Consider the following 14737-nt stretch of genomic DNA (forward strand, 5'->3'; position numbering starts at 1 on the left):
CGCTCGGGCATTACGGCTGCATCGTCTCCCAACTTTCCGCCCGTGGCAACCAACTCGACAACGACAATCTCTCGCTCTAGCGATTTCATGTGCGCGACTTTGCACCGGGGTTTGCATGTCGCTTCCGGCGCGCGACCGCTGAGGGGAGGGCCGCCGATGCCTGCTCCTTTCGCCAGCCTCGGCCCGATCGGCACCCTGGGCTCCTTCACGGCTCAATCCCCGCTCTCTCGTGATGGCTTTCTTGGTGCGGCTGCGGATCTTCCCCGATCAACCCGCAAGGGGTCCGCTAGCACGCTGCGGCCGCTCGGCTGACGCCTTCGGGTGATCGCGCCCGCCTCCGCACATTGACGGAGCCATCGAGCGGGAATTGGCCCGCTCCAAGATGGAGCCCTTAGATGTCCCACGATCTCATACTCGCCCAAAAGGCCGCCTGGTCCCTCGCCCGCACTCTCATGGTCCCGGTTATCCTCTTCCAGGTCGACAACGAATTTGGCGTCATGCCCGCCTCTGAGCTCGACAACGCCGATGTCGAAATCCTCTTCGAATACGATCCCTATAGCGGGGGCCGGTCGGTTCATTGAACCGGCCTTATCTCCACGGCATTCAGGCGGCGCCCAGCGCCGCCTTTCTGTTTTCTGACGTCCGCTCGCGCCCCGTTCTGGCCCGAGGTCCTGGCGGAGCCAGGCAGTCAGCGCAACGGCTTCGCCGTCCTCCGCTGTCGCTGCGGCCCATGACCATCCCATCGTGCAAGCACGACGGGTCCCCGGTCGGGTGCGCGGCCGGCATTCCTGCTCCGCCTAAGCGGACCCCGTCACGGGGCCGCGATCGGCGCGGCCTCCAACTGGAGGTTCATGAAATGACCAGGAAAGAAAATGCAGATCGCATCGATATCTATGCGCGCATCACCGACCGCATCGTAGCCGAGCTGGAGAAGGGCATCCGTCCTTGGATGCAGCCGTGGCAATCGAGCAATGCCTCCGGCCGCGTCACCCGGCCGCTCAGGCATAATGGTCTGCCCTATAACGGCATGAATGTGCTGCTGCTTTGGTCGGAGGCTGTCGCCCGCGGCTTTTCCAGCCCGATGTGGATGACATTCAAGCAGGCGCTGGAACTTGGCGGCGGGGTTCGCAAGGGCGAGACGGGCTCTGTGGTGGTCTTCGCCAGCCGTTTCACCAGGACGGAGACGGACACTCAGGGCGAGGAAATCGACCGCGAGATCCCGTTCCTCAAGGCGTATTCCGTTTTCAACATTGCGCAAATCGATGGCCTGCCGGACCAGTTTTATCGACGGCAGGCGGAGCCGGTGCGCGATCCGATCGCCCGGATCGAGCATGCCGACCGGTTCTTTGCCAATACTGGGGCGGTAATCCGGCACGGCGGGGATCGCGCCTACTTTGCCCCGGTGACGGACCACATCCAGATGCCGCCATTCCAGACGTTCCGGGACGCCGCGTCATACGTTGCCACGCTCAGTCACGAGGTCACCCATTGGACGTCGGCGCCGCATCGCGTTAACCGCGACCTTAGCCGCTACGCGAAGGATCGCAGCGAGCGAGCGCGCGAGGAACTGATTGCCGAGCTCGGAAGCTGCTTCCTCTGCGCCGATCTTGGTATCGCGCCCGAACTCGAGCCCCGGCCGGACCATGCGAGTTATCTCGGCTCGTGGTTGAAAGTCCTCGCCGACGACAAGCGCGCAATCTTCTCGGCCGCGGCCCATGCGCAGCGCGCCGTGGCTTTCCTGCATGGCCTTCAGCCGGAGGCCGCAGAAGAAGGCGAGGCCGCCTGATGTCCTTCGGAGGACGTGGCCATGTGCCTTCCCCTTTGCTTCGCACGGCCAAGCCCCCCGACAAGCATGACGTCGAAACCTTCCAGATAACTCGCGAAATCGATCCCCACGCGGGTTGATCCGCAGAGCCGGGACAGATTTGCGCGACATCCTAAAGTTCGAACCGAAGTTGCCGTTGTTCCGGCGGCCACACATCGCTTAGCGACGAAAGCGTGATGCCCAACAGCCGGATTCCCTTCTGTACCGGAAACACCGACCTCAGGAGATCGGCTGCGAGAGGTTCGAAGTCAGAGAACTCGATTGGCACCGACACGGTGCGACTGCGCGTGATCTGCTGGAAATCGGCAAATTTGACCTTCAGTGTGATCGTCCGGGCCCGGATGCCCTTGCCTTCACAGTATCCCCAGACCTTGGCTGTCAGCTGCTTGAGTTCGGCGATTGCTGCAGCGAGCTCCAAGATGTCGGCTGCGAAGGTATCCTCGGCGCCGATCGATTTGCGCGGCCGATCCGGCTCGACCGCGCGTTCGTCGATGGCGCGCGCGATCTGATAGTACCAGAGCCCTGACTTGCCGAAATGCTGCTGCAGGAAGGCAAGCGAGCGGTCCTTGAGATCGGCGCCGGTCTTAATGCCCAGCGCCTCCATCTTGGCGGCCGTCGAGGGCCCCACGCCATGAATTTCTTGACTGGCAACGTCTCCACGAAGGCCGGGCCATGGCGGGGCGTGATGACGAACTGGCCGTTTGGCTTGTTCTGGTCGGACGCCATCTTGGCAAGGAATTTGTTGTATGAGATGCCGGCGGAAGCGGTGAGACCGGTCACAAGCACGATCTTCGCCCTGATCATCTCGGCGATCATCGTGGCAGACGAAATGTTGAGCCTGTTCTGCGTCACGTCGAGATAGGCCTCGTCGAGCGAGAGCGGTTCGATGAGATCGGTGTGTTCGGCGAACACCTCGCGGATCTGGGCCGAGACGGACCGGTAGACGTCGAAGCGGGGCGGCACGAAGACCAGCTCGGGGCATTTGCGCTTTGCCGTGACGGACGGCATCGCGGAGCGAACGCCGAAGGCGCGAGCCTCGTAGCTTGCGGCAGCCACCACGCCGCGCGCGGCGGCCCCGCCAACGGCAAGCGGCCTGCCGCGCAGGTCCGGATTGTCGCGCTGTTCGACCGACGCGTAGAACGCATCCATGTCGACATGGATGATCTTACGCTGGTCGGCGCTGCGGTCAGGGGCCATATGCCTGCAGTGCGTTTCGTCAGGACATGTGCTTCGTGCTACCGGATCTACAACTCAGATTGCAAACTCAGCCTGCGCGCAGCCCTGATGAAGACGGGAAATCCGAAAACTGTCCCGGGGAAGGGGACGGAGCACTTGACAGGATGGCCCGCGCAAATGCGTTTCGCAGGATAATGACGGGTTTGGCTGTGGCGGTTGCTGCAGTCGGCATTGGCTATGGTGCTGCCCTGTTCTTCGACAGAGAAGCCAAGCTGCCATCTATCGTGGTGGAGAAGCCGCTGCCGCTGGACAAGCGCACAGACAGGATCGAACCGTCCGAAACGACGCACCAACCCAATTCGGACCGACCCGCTCCGATACCGGAAGCAAGGCCTACCAATCCTTCGCCAGGTCCAGTGGCGGACGGCAATGACAAGACAACGGTGGATTTCAATAAGTTCCTAACGAGGGAAATCGATTTTGAGGGCGCACACTGGACACTCAGGTCCGGGCATTATTTCACCGAAGAGAACGACCCGACTTGGGATCGGGCGTGGTGCTATACCCGTCGGCTCATGAATGGTGTCGATGTGAACGCTGACCTGGTGACCAGATCAACACCGACCGCTGTGCCCGAGGCGCCCATTGCGTCACCTGCGACTCTTGCGTCCATTGGGTTGAATGACAGTTCCGCAATCGAGCTCGCTTCGAAGTGTGCCTGGCTTGATGGCAAAACCTTCAGCGCTGCCGAGTATCAGCTACCGGCTGGTCGGGCCGAGGCTGCCAAAAAGCTGATTGTGCAGGATGGCTGCGACGCGATGGGGTTTGATCTTCCAGGGATGCCGCTCATGAACGCTCGTTCGACCAATGCCAGACGAGGTGCGAAGGTGATGATCAATGTCAGGCCATCACCTATGACAAGAAACATTCCGCCTGCTTTATGAAAGGCGATGCGTCGATCTTGGTGAGGGCTCCAGATGCCGCTGCGGCGGCAAAAGCTTCGGTCGCCAGCAAAGTCCAGCTGTCAAGTCTCGTCTTTTATAAGAACACTGTTGTCGTTGGAGATTCATACTCGAATGAGCCAGGTAGCTACGCCAATTGCGTGTTGGCCTGTGCGGCTGACCAGAAATGCCAAGGCTTCAATTTCGACAGTCCAAACAATATGTGCTCCATGCTGGATCAAGTATCCTCACTGTCGGTCTTTAAGGGCGTGCAGTCCGGATCGAAAGCAGCTGGCAACCAATGACCTCCTGATTGTGTGTCAGTGCTCTCAAATCGCCACATTCTGGGCTTGAGGCAATTATGTACTCCACAGGCACCGACCGCGCGTTTGATTTCCATCGCAGCAATCGAAGTTGAAAGGGATAACCCGCCGCGAAACGTGGGCGGAAGGGGAAAGCGGGGTGCTTACTGCCTGTTCACAGATGTGATGCACGCCAGGCAGCGTGGCGTATTCGGACCTGCCCGACCTTGATTTAGCTTGTCATGCGCAAGAGGCAGAGTCGGTCGGCAGCTTTGCGCCGCACGTCGGACGTTGAAATTGATCTCGGTGTTGCCCAAGAGCGGACTCTTTTGGGGCCGCGGCCACCTTACGGTCGCGTTCCTGGCCAGCAAGCGCACCGTTCGGTGGTCGGGATCGATGGCGTCTGATCGCCAGCATCTAGAAAAGAGAGGTCCGGCGCCGGGCCTCAGCTCGTCGGCCCGTTGACCGGCCCGCATGCAATCAATTCAGGCCCGGCCTTGTCTCCACCCATCGCCGGGTCTTTTTCGTATCGGACGATGAAAGAGCCGACTGCCGATTTTTGCCGCCTAGCGCGATGGCGAGCTGACCGGCCGCCGGGGCGAAAAGAGGGACGAGATCGTTTGCGAGACCTCCGACACTTGCGGCGCGATTTGCGCGCACGCGTCCTCAAATGTCCAGCGCGTGACCGGCACCGAAACGCCGACGGCCGCGATCGCCTGGCCATCGACACCCAGGATCGGTGCGGCGATGTTGATATCGCCGCGGAAGAATTCGCCGAGAGCAAAGGCAAAGCCGGTGTGGCGGGCCTCGTCAACCAGAGCGATGATCTTTGCCCTCTCGGTTATCGTCGCGGGCGTATAGCTGTGGATTTCGGAACGCCCGATGATCTCTTCGGCCTTTGACCTCGGCAGGCCCGAAAGCAGGGCACGACCGGCCGCCGTGCAGTGGATCGGATAACAGCCGCCAACAGGCAACTGCACAGAAATCTGCTGGCGCCCTGGATAGCTGACGGTGAAGATCATGTCGGTGCCATAGGGTTCCGACAGGTTTACCGTCTCGCCGCACTTGATGTTCAGATCGAGCAGATAGGGGCGAGCGCTTTCAACAAGGGTGCTGCTTGTAATGTAGCGCATGCCAAGCCCAAGCGTTCGCGGCGTGAGCGAATATTTCTTGGACTGGGCGTCCTTGCGAAGGTAGCCCAGGCTCTCCAGCGAATAGGTCAGCCGCTGGACGGCGCCCTTGCTGAGGCCGGTGATGGACGCCAGCTCAGGCAGGTTCATCGCGCGCCGGTCCACGCCAAAGGCCTCCAGCACTGCAAAGGCCTTGGCCAGCGACTGGTTGAACAGGGGCGACTCGGCCGCACCTTCGTGCTCGCCTGCGCGATCTATCGCTTGATCCGACATCAGCCACCTCCTGCTTCCACGCTTGACAGGCATCACTAGTAGCGACGAATGCCCGCAATTCCAATATGGTCTATGCATATCGCACAGCGATATGTAAAAATCGTTTGACAGTATGACCATATCGCCTAGAGTGCTGACGGCGCATATAACAAGCAAGAAACTGCGCGCTGCAACGAAGCCGGCGCTTAACGCGGACCATCGCGTCGCGTCCTTTGCATTGGAGGGGTACCATGTCGACAAAACGCATCATTCGTAACTGCCTCGGCGCGGTCGCGGTTTCGGCCGCGCTTGCAAGCGCCACGCCCGCCGCGTTTGCCGGTGAGGACGTCTTTGGCGGCTATTCAGGCCAGGATTTCCTGTTCAACGGCGCCGGTCACAGCGGCACGCTCAAGGGCGGCATCATGGATACCGTCGGCACTGATTTTGCCGGCAAGACCGGCGTCAACATGAGTTTCGACACATTCTGCTGCGGTGTGGCCAAGCTGGAGGCGGCGCAGCAAAGCGGCGATGTCCCATGGCAGATCGTCGCCTTTTCGACCATGAGCGATCTTCGCCTTGCTCAGAAGGCCGACCTGTTGCTCAAGATCGACAAGGCCATCGTGCCGGTCGGTCAGTTGCAGGACGGAACCTACGATGACACCGCCATCTACGGTTATCCCTACGCGGCCGTGGTTGCCTGGAACACGGCCAAGTGGCCTGTTGGCGGCAAGCATCCCAAGGCCATTGAGGATATCTTTGACACGGCCTCCTTCCCGGGAAAGCGCTGTCTCTACAAATACCCGCAATTCGGTGGCACGATGGAAGCCGCACTGCTCGCCGACGGCGTGCCTGCCGACAAGCTTTATCCGCTCGACGTTCAGCGCGCACTCGCCTCGCTCAACAAGATTCGTGACGACATTGTCTGGTGGAGTTCGGGATCGCAAGGTGTCCAGCAGTTGATGTCGGGCGCTTGCGACGTTGCCCTGGTCTGGAACGGCCCGGTATCCGACGCCATCCGCGCGAACAATGCTCCATTTGCCATCGCCTGGGGCCACGCCATCTGGGACTATACGCCGGTCACCATCCCCAAGGGCGTAAAGAACGAGAAGGCCGCACAGGCGTTCCTGAAGCTGATGATAGAAGACCGCGCAGCGCAGGAGAAATTCGTGGCGAAAACTGCCTACGTGCTGATGCCGTTGAAAGATCAGGTCGCCATACCCGATGACGTCAAGCCTTGGGTCCTGGCCGGCGGCAACACCAGCGACGCCATCCGCGAGGGCGATCAGTACTACATGGATAACATCGACGGCATCCTCAAGCAGTTCAACTCTTGGGTCGTCAGCGGCAACATCGCACAATAGGGCCTGACAGCTCTCGGCGGCGGGCCACCGGCCGGCCGCCATTCCCTTCATCTTTCCAGAGCCTATGACCTTAGCGGGCACGGCAAGAGAGGCGACATGCGCCACAGACCCAACAGGGCCGCGCTGCTGGTCCTGCCTGGCCTGCTTTTTCTGACGGCGACATTCCTGTTCCCTCTGAGCGGCGTGCTCTTGCGCAGCTTCGATCCGGACGGACGCCTGTCCTTCGCCGCGCCGCGTTTTGCCTTGGCAAACTATGCCGACCTGGTTGCCGATCCGCTCTACCGGGTCATCTTGCAAAACACCTTTCTGGTCGCGATCGCGGCAACCGCGGCGACGCTGCTGTTGGCCTATCCGGTCTGCTTCTTCATGTCGCGTCTGCCAAAGCGTTGGGCAAGCGCCCTCTTGCTGCTGGCGCTCTTCCCGTTTTGGACTTCGATCCTGGTCAGGCTTTTCGCCTTCACGCAGATCCTGCCGTTGTTTGGCTTGATGTACACGACCACCGCCACGGTCATCGGCATGGTCTACTATCTGCTGCCCTACATGATCGCCGTGCTTTACGCGACCATGATCGGCATCGATGGCGAGCTGATCAACGCTGCGCGCACGTTGGGCGCCAGCTTGAGGCAGGCCTTGCTGCGCATCTTCATGCCGCTGACCCGCCCCGGCGTCATGGTCGGCTCCACCATGGTCTTCGTCATCAGCCTGGGCTTCTTCCTGACCCCGGCAATCCTTGGCGGCGGTGCGGACCTGACGGTTTCGACCTACATCCAGCAGCAGGTCAACATCGCGCGCTGGGGCAACGCCAGCGCCATGGGCACGGCGCTTTTAGCGATCACCCTGGTGCTGTTTTATGGCTTCAGCCGCACCGTCGCCAGAGACGACGCGGTCATCCTCGGCGGTGGCAGCCAAAAGGGCGTATCGAGGACCGAGCGCTTGCAACTCAACTGGCCGATTGGCTTCAGCCTGCTCATCACCGTTGTCGTGTTCGTCTTCCTACTGGCGCCGTTGGCGATCGTAGTCATGCTCTCCGTCACGTCGACGACCTACCTTACTTTTCCGCCGAAAGGGTTTTCCAGCCGCTGGTATGCGGATTTTTTCCATGATCCGGACTGGCTGGCCTCGGCATGGCTCAGCCTGAAGGTCGCGGCGCTGACAGCCATAACCGCGTCCGCCCTCGGTCTGCTCACCGCGATCGGAATCGTGCGCGGCAACCTTCCCTTCGGCCGCGTCATCGCCGCGCTCTTTCTGGCGCCTCTCATCGTCCCGGTGATCCTGATCGCCATTGCGCTTTTCGACCTGGCCAACCGGCTGCATCTGGTCGGAACGGTCGCCGGCTACGTGACCGGCCACACGCTGCTGGCCTTGCCGGTCACCGTGTTGATCGTCAGCAACGCCTTGCGCAGCAGCGGCACCGAAATCGAGCAGGCAGCGCGCACACTTGGCGCTTCTCAGGTGCGTGCCTTCCTGTCCGTGACAGCCCCGATGATCGCGCCGAGCTTGGTCGTGGCGGCCATCTTTGCCTTTGTCACCTCCTGGGACGAGCCCGTCGTGGCGCTGTTTTTGTCGACCGGACGCACGACGCTGCCGGTGCATGTCTTCAATCACATCCAGACCGAGGTCACGCCGACGGTCGCGGCCGTCTCCACGATGCTGATGGCGGTCGTGCTGATCGGCGGCCTGGCATACGCAACATTGGCGGTCGCGCGAACCCGCCGCCTGATCGCGGGGGGCTGAGGCAGCAATGGATAGTTCAGCACCTGGCCGCGGCAGCGCCTTGTCGATCGACAATATCAGTCATCGCTACGGCAACCTGACAGTGCTCAACGACGTCTCGACGCGCATTGCCGGCGGAGAGTTCCTGACGCTGCTCGGCGCCAGTGGCTCGGGCAAGACAACCCTCTTGCGCATCATCGGCGGGTTGATATCGCCGAGCCAGGGCCGCATCCGTGTCGGTGAGCGTGACATAACCGGATTGCCGCCGGAACGCCGCGACATCGGCTTCGTGTTTCAGAACTATGCGTTGTTCCCGCACATGACGGTCGCCGAAAACGTCGCCTTTTCGCTGTCGGTGCGCAGCACCGCCAGGCAGGAAACCGCGCGGCGGGTCAACGAGACCTTGGAGCTGGTCGGGCTCAAGGGCCTGGGCGGCCGCTATCCTGGCCAGCTTTCTGGCGGCCAACAGCAGCGCGTCGCGCTGGCGCGGGCGCTGGTGTTCCGGCCCGGCATGTTGCTGCTCGATGAGCCGCTTGGCGCGCTTGACCGGCATTTGCGCCAGCAATTGGCTGTCGAGCTGCGCAGTCTTCAGCGCCGCAGCAGCATCACAATGGTCTACGTCACCCACGACCAAGAAGAAGCATTCACCATGTCCACCCAGGTCGCGGTCATGACCAATGGCATCATCCGCCAGATGGCGCCGCCAGCAGACCTCTATCGCTCGCCGGACGACCTCCATGTCGCGCGCTTTGTCGGCGACCTCAACGAGGCGGCCTGCGAAGTGACCAGTGTCGCCACGGGCCAGACGCGCATTGACGGACCGCTGGGGCCGCTGCTGTGCGCGCGTGACCACAAAGCCGCTCAAGGAAAAGCCGTTTGCGCGCTGCGTCCCGAACACCTGCTGCTGCGTGCCGGCGAACCGTCAGGCGCGATCAATGAGATCGGCGCGACGGTGCGCGCCAAGATCTTCTGCGGCAGCTGGCACCGTATCGACCTCGAACTTGCGGGCGGCACCATGTGGCGAGCCGAAGGGCGCGGCGAGCCGCCACCAGTCGAGGAGGGCGGCCGCGTCAGCGTCAGTTTCGAGCCGGACCGCCTGATGCTGTTCAGTGAAAAGGGAGCATGACCATGAGAGCAAAGTTTGCGGCGTTCACGCAGGCCGAACACCGAACCCGCCTGCAGCGGGTGCGTGCATTGATGAAGGCTCGCGGTATCGACTATGCGATCAGCATGGCGCCAGAATCGCTGTACTACTACGGCGGCTACGACTCCTGGGTCAGCGTCAACAGCCCGCAGGCGCTCATCTTCACCGCCGACGATGATGAGCCCACCATCGTGCTGCGCGACACGGATCTGTCGCTCGCCTATGAGAGCACCTGGGTCCGCGATATCCGGCCCTATCGCCTGATGTTCGACAATGTCAGCCAGACCATCGCCTCGGTCGCGCGGGAAAAGGGTCTGAGCGGCGGCAAGGTCGCGATTGAAACCCAGACCTATGCCCTGCCGCATGCGCTCGGGCTAGCGCTCGCCGATGCGCTGGCGCCGGCCGAGATCGTCGACGCCACTGCGATGATGGGACTGCCGCGCCTTATCAAATCGCCGGCTGAGTTGGCTTATCTGCGCGAGGCCGCCGGCCACGCCAGGAGCGGCCTGGAGGCGATGCGCCGGACGCTGCGCCCCGGCATGAGCGAGATCGCGCTCGCTGCCGAGATAGAAAACGCCGTGCGCGTATCGGGCAGCGATTATTGGTCGATCCCCACCGAACTGGCGGGTGGCGAGCGGTCGGCCGGCGGACACGCCACGCCGCGGGCGCGCTTGATTGCCAAGGGCGATCTCGTCCACGCCGAGTTCGCCGGTGTCTCGGCCCGCTATCATGCCACGGCAATTCACACCATGGCGGCGGGCGAGCCAGATCAGCGGGCGCGCGCGGTCTACGAAGTCGCCCGCCGAAGCCTTGCGGCCGGCACGGCTGCCATTGCGCCGGGCGCGCACGTCGGTGATATCGAGGAAGCCTCGCTGGAGCCGGTGCGTGCCGCTGGCATGGAAAATGCGGCCGTGATGCGTTTCGGCTATGGTATCGGTGTTGCTTACCCACCCATCTGGCTTGAGCCGTTGCAGATCAGCCGGGGTCCGGACCAACGTCTGGAAAACGGCATGGTCTTTGTGCTGCATGCCTACCTGCAATTCCCCGACGAAGGCCTTGGCGTCATCCTGGGTGGCACCTATGCGCTGACCGAAACTGGCGTTGAGATGCTGGTTGGCAGTGGCGACGCACCGCTAGAGGTCGCGTAATGCCTGTTGCAGTCGAACCGATCAGCGACGATTTTGTCCTCCCTTGGGAAGCCGACGTTGTCGTGATCGGGGGCGGTATCGTCGGTGTCTCGACCGCCTATTTCCTCGCCGAGAGCGGCCAGCGCGTCGTGTTGTGCGAGAAGGGCATCATCGCCGGCGAGCAGTCCAGCCGCAATTGGGGCTGGTGCCGTTCGATGGGTCGCGATCCGCGCGAGATTCCGCTCATGGTGGAGAGCTTGTCGATCTGGCGCACCCTAAACCAGCGCTTGAATGATGAGACAGGATTCCGCCAGACCGGCACCCTCTATATCTGTCCAGATGAGCAGGCCTATGCAAAGCGTGAGGCGTGGCTGCCCCATGCGCGTGAAAACGGCATTGCGTCGGTTATGCTGCGCGGGTCGAAGGTCAACGAAGTGCTCACGGGAGCGGCCGAAAACTGGGCAGGCGCATTGTACACGCCCAGTGACGGGGTGGCCGAGCCAAGCCACGCCACGCCGGCCATCGCCCGGGCAGCCCGCAGGCTTGGCGCAACGATTCTGCAACGTTGCGCTGTGCGTGGTCTGGATATGCAGGCAGGACGTGTTGCGGGCGTTGTGACCGAACGTGGCCGCATTCGCGCCAGCCGTGTCGTGCTCGCAGGTGGCGCTTGGTCTAGCTTGTTCGTTTCGGCGTCCGGCGTCCGCTTCCCACAGCTCAAGGTGGTGGCCACCGTGCTGCGGACAGCGTGGACCGACCAGGGTCCTGGCACCGCAGCATGGGGACCTGGCCTTGCGCTGCGCAAGCGACTGGACGGCGGCTACACGGTTTCCAATGGCATGGTCGCTGCCGACATAGTCCCGGACAGCTTCCGATTCTTCGCCGATTTTATCCCCCTGCTGAAGCAGGAGTGGCTGGGCATGTCGACGCGGCTCAACTCGGCGTTCCTCGACGAGTGGCGTTTAACCCGCAAATGGGCATTGGACGAAACCTCGCCTTTCGAGAAGGTGCGAACACTTGATCCCGAACCATCAGAGAAAGAAGTGAAGGCCGCGCGCCGTAATCTCGAACAATCGTTTCCGGCCTTCCGGTCAGTGCCGACGATCGCCAGTTGGGCAGGCATGATCGACGCCACCCCCGATCTTGTCCCGGCAATCTCCGAGATTGACAGCGTGCCTGGCCTCATCCTGTCTTCCGGATATTCCGGCCATGGTTTTGGAATTGGTCCTGGAGCGGGCAAATTGACCGCACAGATCGCTTCCGGACAGGCGCCATTCGTTGACCCGGCGCCGTTCGGTTTCTCAAGGTTTCTGGATGGCAGAAAGCTCCGTCCTGAGACAGGTTTCTAGGAAGGCAGCACGATGAATCTCGTGACGCTTGGAATAAACCCGGCTACGATTGGAGGCGGCAAGATGGAACCTCTTTGGGCGATTTTTCTCGCCGAGGCGCGGAGCGGTGGCGACGGTGGCCTGGCGCTCCAGGCCGCGTCTTCTGGACCCCGGAAAGCCATCGGCTGGCGCCGCTTGGTTGCGCCAAGGATTGCGACAAGCTGGGCCGTGCTGGCATGGCGCGCTGGCAGATTGCGAGCCGCCTTCAGGGGCCGGAGCAATCAACTGGGCCAGCCCCCGCATAGCGGCGAGACGCGCTAGTCCGGCTCCAGGCAGATGTCGAGAAGCTTTTTCAAACCCTACCCGCCATGCCGCTCCTTGTGGCGGATGGCGATGAACGCCCGTGGCGGTAGGCTCACGGGAAACACGGCAAGCCAACCAGTAGCCACATGAGGATCGGCTGCGCTGCGCGACATGACGCCGGCGCAACGGCCCGCCAGCACAGCTGACAGCACCGCTTCGTTTGATGGTAAGACCAGCGCGATATTGAGCGCCGAGGGATCGAAGCCCATGGTGCGCAGGGCCTGCTCGGTTGGGAAGTGCGGTTTGCCGCAGACAGCTATGACAGGATGAAGAAGACCTTCCTGACGGGCGTCAGGTTCTCCCAGGTGCCCTTGAAACCGGTCGCCACGACGAAGCTCTGGCCCGGACCGAAGGTGCGCGACTGCCCGGCCATGTCGGTCAGCCTTACGCTGCCCTCCAGAATGTGACAGAGCTCGTCATAGTCGCAATCGACACGTTCCACATGGGCTTCGGCTTCCCAGATGCCGGCGGTGGCGCCCTTGCCGGCGTTCTGGAAATGGCGCCAGCTGTGGGCCTTGTAAGGCTGATCAACCACGGCGGGGTCCGAGGTTACGATTTCACGTGCTTCCATCGGGTCGCAATCGAAGGCGATGACGTGCTTGAGCAAAGCCATGATTTGGACCTTTCAGGAATCGAAACCGACGCCGGCCTTATCGAGTGCCTTGTTGAGCAACGACCTGCGGCCGGTCTCGTCCTCGCGGGCCAGTCCGTGCTGCGCCCATCGAATACCCAGCCATCGCATAGGTTCAGGCGGGAATGGGAACGGCGCGCGCCGCAGCATGGCAAGGCGGGTTCGCTTTGTGTCGCGCTTTTCAAGCAAGTCCAGTGTCGTCAGCGCGGCGAAACGGCTGGCGGAGACACCTTGCCCGGTAAAACCCATCGCGTATGCGACACGGTCGCCGCACGACAGCCCTGCAAAGAACGTTGTTCGCGCCGAGGTGTCGATGATGCCGCCCCAGGCATGTGTGAACGGGACATGTGCCAACGACGGCAGCGCCTTTGCGAAATTGTCCGCCAGACGGGCAAAGCTCTGGCTCTCTTTCAAGAACGCATCGTCGCGGCGTGAGCCAAAATGATAGATCGCATCGTAGCCGCCCCACAGGATGCGGTTGTCGGCAGTCTTGCGGATATAGTGAAACTGGTTTCCGCAATCGGCGACGCTGTGCCGGCCGGTCCAGCCGATCGATGCCAGCTCGGCCTCGCTCAAGGGACGGGTGACCAGCGCATAGTCGAAAATGGGGATGATCGACCGGCGCAGACGTCGCAGAAGTGGCGGCGCCGCATTGGTCGCGAGCACGACCTGCGCGGCGCGGATGACGCCGCCAGGGGTCTCCAGCTCGATACCGCCTTGCACCTCCCGCATGGCGCTTACCGCCGTATCTTCATGGACATCGACGGAGTTCGAGCGCACGACACGCAGCAGTTCCGACACCATTTTCCTTGGGTTGATCAAGGCGTAGTTCGGCTCGTACAGTCCTGCCGGGTATAGCGGCGAACTGAATTTTTCGCGCAACGCGTCTCCCGTCAGGATCTGGCAGTCGATGCCGAACCGCCGGTAGTTGCTGGCCCATGACTGCAGGCCTTCGACTTGCCACGGCTTTTGCGCGACGTTGAGCTTGCCGTTGCGCTCGAACTCCACCTCCATCCCGAATTCGGTCAGATCGGCCTCGAACTCATCGAGATTGGCCCTGCCAAGGCGCACCAGTGCTTCCGCTTCGGCCGGCCAGCGCTTCAGCGCGTTGCCGACGCCGTGCGAGATCGAAGGCGCGCAGAACCCGCCGTTGCGGCCCGACGCTCCGTCTCCGCACCTTGCCCGCTCCACGAGGATTATGCGGTCCTGGGGTCGACGCCGTCTTGCCTGCAGCGCGGTCCACAGGCCGGTGAACCCGCCACCGACGATTGCCAGATCACAACGCTGATCACCTGTCACAGGACTACAAGCCGAACGCGAAGGCACCGTGTCGTCCCAGAAGGGATGCCGAACGGCATCGGAAAGTTTGGCCGATATCGGCGGTGCCTCCGCATCGGAATAAAGGTCTGCAAAGTGCCAGGGACTGAATGACATCTACGAGCTGCCT

At 62.2% G+C, this 14737-nt stretch carries 12 protein-coding genes and 1 pseudogene; 8 read left to right on the forward strand and 5 right to left on the reverse strand.

The annotated features are described in order from the left end of the window. Positions 1–395: 395 nt before the first annotated feature. Together FJ424_RS10460 and FJ424_RS10465 are read left to right on the forward strand one after the other, a co-directional pair. A complete protein-coding gene (locus tag FJ424_RS10460; RefSeq protein WP_095769172.1) occupies positions 396–581 on the forward strand; it encodes a hypothetical protein in 186 nt (61 codons plus the stop codon). Positions 582–856: 275 nt separating this feature from the next. Beyond that, on the forward strand, positions 857–1786 hold the full coding sequence (locus FJ424_RS10465; protein WP_140655804.1) for a zincin-like metallopeptidase domain-containing protein: 930 nt from the start codon (positions 857–859) through the stop codon (positions 1784–1786). Positions 1787–1937: 151 nt separating this feature from the next. Here the strand turns inward: FJ424_RS10465 and dinB are convergent. Further along, a pseudogene (dinB, locus tag FJ424_RS10470) lies at positions 1938–3022 on the reverse strand (DNA polymerase IV). Between the two features lie 143 nt (positions 3023–3165). Here dinB and FJ424_RS33990 point away from each other — a divergent pair. Then, positions 3166–3945 carry a hypothetical protein gene (locus FJ424_RS33990; protein ID WP_140655535.1) on the forward strand — a complete coding sequence of 260 codons (780 nt, stop codon included), beginning with the start codon at positions 3166–3168 and terminating at the stop codon, positions 3943–3945. An 865-nt stretch (positions 3946–4810) separates the two neighbouring features. Here the strand turns inward: FJ424_RS33990 and FJ424_RS10490 are convergent. Then, positions 4811–5887, reverse strand: coding sequence for an IclR family transcriptional regulator (locus FJ424_RS10490; RefSeq protein WP_140655538.1), 1077 nt, complete (start codon positions 5885–5887; stop codon positions 4811–4813). Between FJ424_RS10490 and FJ424_RS10495 the strand changes: the two genes are divergently transcribed. From FJ424_RS10495 to FJ424_RS10515, 5 genes are all read left to right on the forward strand, one after another. Further along, positions 5878–6987 carry an extracellular solute-binding protein gene (locus FJ424_RS10495; RefSeq protein ID WP_140655541.1) on the forward strand — a complete coding sequence of 370 codons (1110 nt, stop codon included), beginning with the start codon at positions 5878–5880 and terminating at the stop codon, positions 6985–6987. The genes FJ424_RS10490 and FJ424_RS10495 overlap by 10 nt on opposite strands. Positions 6988–7083: 96 nt before the next feature. Then, positions 7084–8721 carry an ABC transporter permease subunit gene (locus FJ424_RS10500; protein WP_140655544.1) on the forward strand — a complete coding sequence of 546 codons (1638 nt, stop codon included), beginning with the start codon at positions 7084–7086 and terminating at the stop codon, positions 8719–8721. 7 nt (positions 8722–8728) lie between these two features. Beyond that, the gene (locus FJ424_RS10505; RefSeq protein WP_140655547.1) at positions 8729–9826 is read left to right on the forward strand and encodes an ABC transporter ATP-binding protein; all 1098 of its coding nucleotides are present in this window, start codon (positions 8729–8731) and stop codon (positions 9824–9826) included. A 2-nt stretch (positions 9827–9828) separates the two neighbouring features. Further along, positions 9829–10992: a Xaa-Pro peptidase family protein gene (locus tag FJ424_RS10510; RefSeq protein WP_181182092.1), complete on the forward strand. Its 1164-nt coding sequence runs from the start codon at positions 9829–9831 to the stop codon at positions 10990–10992. Then, entirely contained in the window at positions 10992–12317 is a 1326-nt protein-coding gene (locus tag FJ424_RS10515) for an FAD-binding oxidoreductase (RefSeq protein WP_140655553.1), read from the forward strand. Before FJ424_RS10510 ends, FJ424_RS10515 begins: the two co-directional genes overlap by 1 nt. A 338-nt stretch (positions 12318–12655) precedes the next feature. On the opposite strand, the gene FJ424_RS10520 is transcribed toward FJ424_RS10515, so the two are convergent. The 3 genes from FJ424_RS10520 to FJ424_RS10530 are packed head-to-tail and all read right to left on the reverse strand — an operon-like array spanning position 12656 to position 14724. Further along, on the reverse strand, positions 12656–12868 hold the full coding sequence (locus tag FJ424_RS10520) for a LysR substrate-binding domain-containing protein (RefSeq protein ID WP_246677203.1): 213 nt from the start codon (positions 12866–12868) through the stop codon (positions 12656–12658). A gap of 47 nt (positions 12869–12915) precedes the next feature. Then, positions 12916–13272 carry a cupin domain-containing protein gene (locus tag FJ424_RS10525; protein WP_140655559.1) on the reverse strand — a complete coding sequence of 119 codons (357 nt, stop codon included), beginning with the start codon at positions 13270–13272 and terminating at the stop codon, positions 12916–12918. A gap of 12 nt (positions 13273–13284) precedes the next feature. Then, on the reverse strand, positions 13285–14724 hold the full coding sequence (locus tag FJ424_RS10530; RefSeq protein ID WP_140655562.1) for an FAD-dependent oxidoreductase: 1440 nt from the start codon (positions 14722–14724) through the stop codon (positions 13285–13287). Between the last annotated feature and the right edge of the window lie 13 nt (positions 14725–14737).

The sequence above is a fragment of the Mesorhizobium sp. B3-1-8 genome (assembly GCF_006439495.1).
Classification (GTDB): Bacteria; Pseudomonadota; Alphaproteobacteria; order Rhizobiales; family Rhizobiaceae; genus Mesorhizobium.

What these genes read in the sequence shown, in the direction of transcription:
- FJ424_RS10460 (WP_095769172.1), top strand. Translation starts at nt 396, where the DNA reads ATGTCCCACGATCTCATACTCGCCCAAAAGGCCGCCTGGTCCCTCGCC.
- FJ424_RS10465 (WP_140655804.1), top strand. Translation starts at nt 857, where the DNA reads ATGACCAGGAAAGAAAATGCAGATCGCATCGATATCTATGCGCGCATC.
- FJ424_RS33990 (WP_140655535.1), top strand. Translation starts at nt 3,166, where the DNA reads ATGGCCCGCGCAAATGCGTTTCGCAGGATAATGACGGGTTTGGCTGTG.
- FJ424_RS10495 (WP_140655541.1), top strand. Translation starts at nt 5,878, where the DNA reads ATGTCGACAAAACGCATCATTCGTAACTGCCTCGGCGCGGTCGCGGTT.
- FJ424_RS10500 (WP_140655544.1), top strand. Translation starts at nt 7,084, where the DNA reads ATGCGCCACAGACCCAACAGGGCCGCGCTGCTGGTCCTGCCTGGCCTG.
- FJ424_RS10505 (WP_140655547.1), top strand. Translation starts at nt 8,729, where the DNA reads ATGGATAGTTCAGCACCTGGCCGCGGCAGCGCCTTGTCGATCGACAAT.
- FJ424_RS10510 (WP_181182092.1), top strand. Translation starts at nt 9,829, where the DNA reads ATGAGAGCAAAGTTTGCGGCGTTCACGCAGGCCGAACACCGAACCCGC.
- FJ424_RS10515 (WP_140655553.1), top strand. Translation starts at nt 10,992, where the DNA reads ATGCCTGTTGCAGTCGAACCGATCAGCGACGATTTTGTCCTCCCTTGG.
- FJ424_RS10520 (WP_246677203.1), bottom strand. Translation starts at nt 12,868, where the DNA reads ATGGGCTTCGATCCCTCGGCGCTCAATATCGCGCTGGTCTTACCATCA.
- FJ424_RS10525 (WP_140655559.1), bottom strand. Translation starts at nt 13,272, where the DNA reads ATGGCTTTGCTCAAGCACGTCATCGCCTTCGATTGCGACCCGATGGAA.
- FJ424_RS10530 (WP_140655562.1), bottom strand. Translation starts at nt 14,724, where the DNA reads ATGTCATTCAGTCCCTGGCACTTTGCAGACCTTTATTCCGATGCGGAG.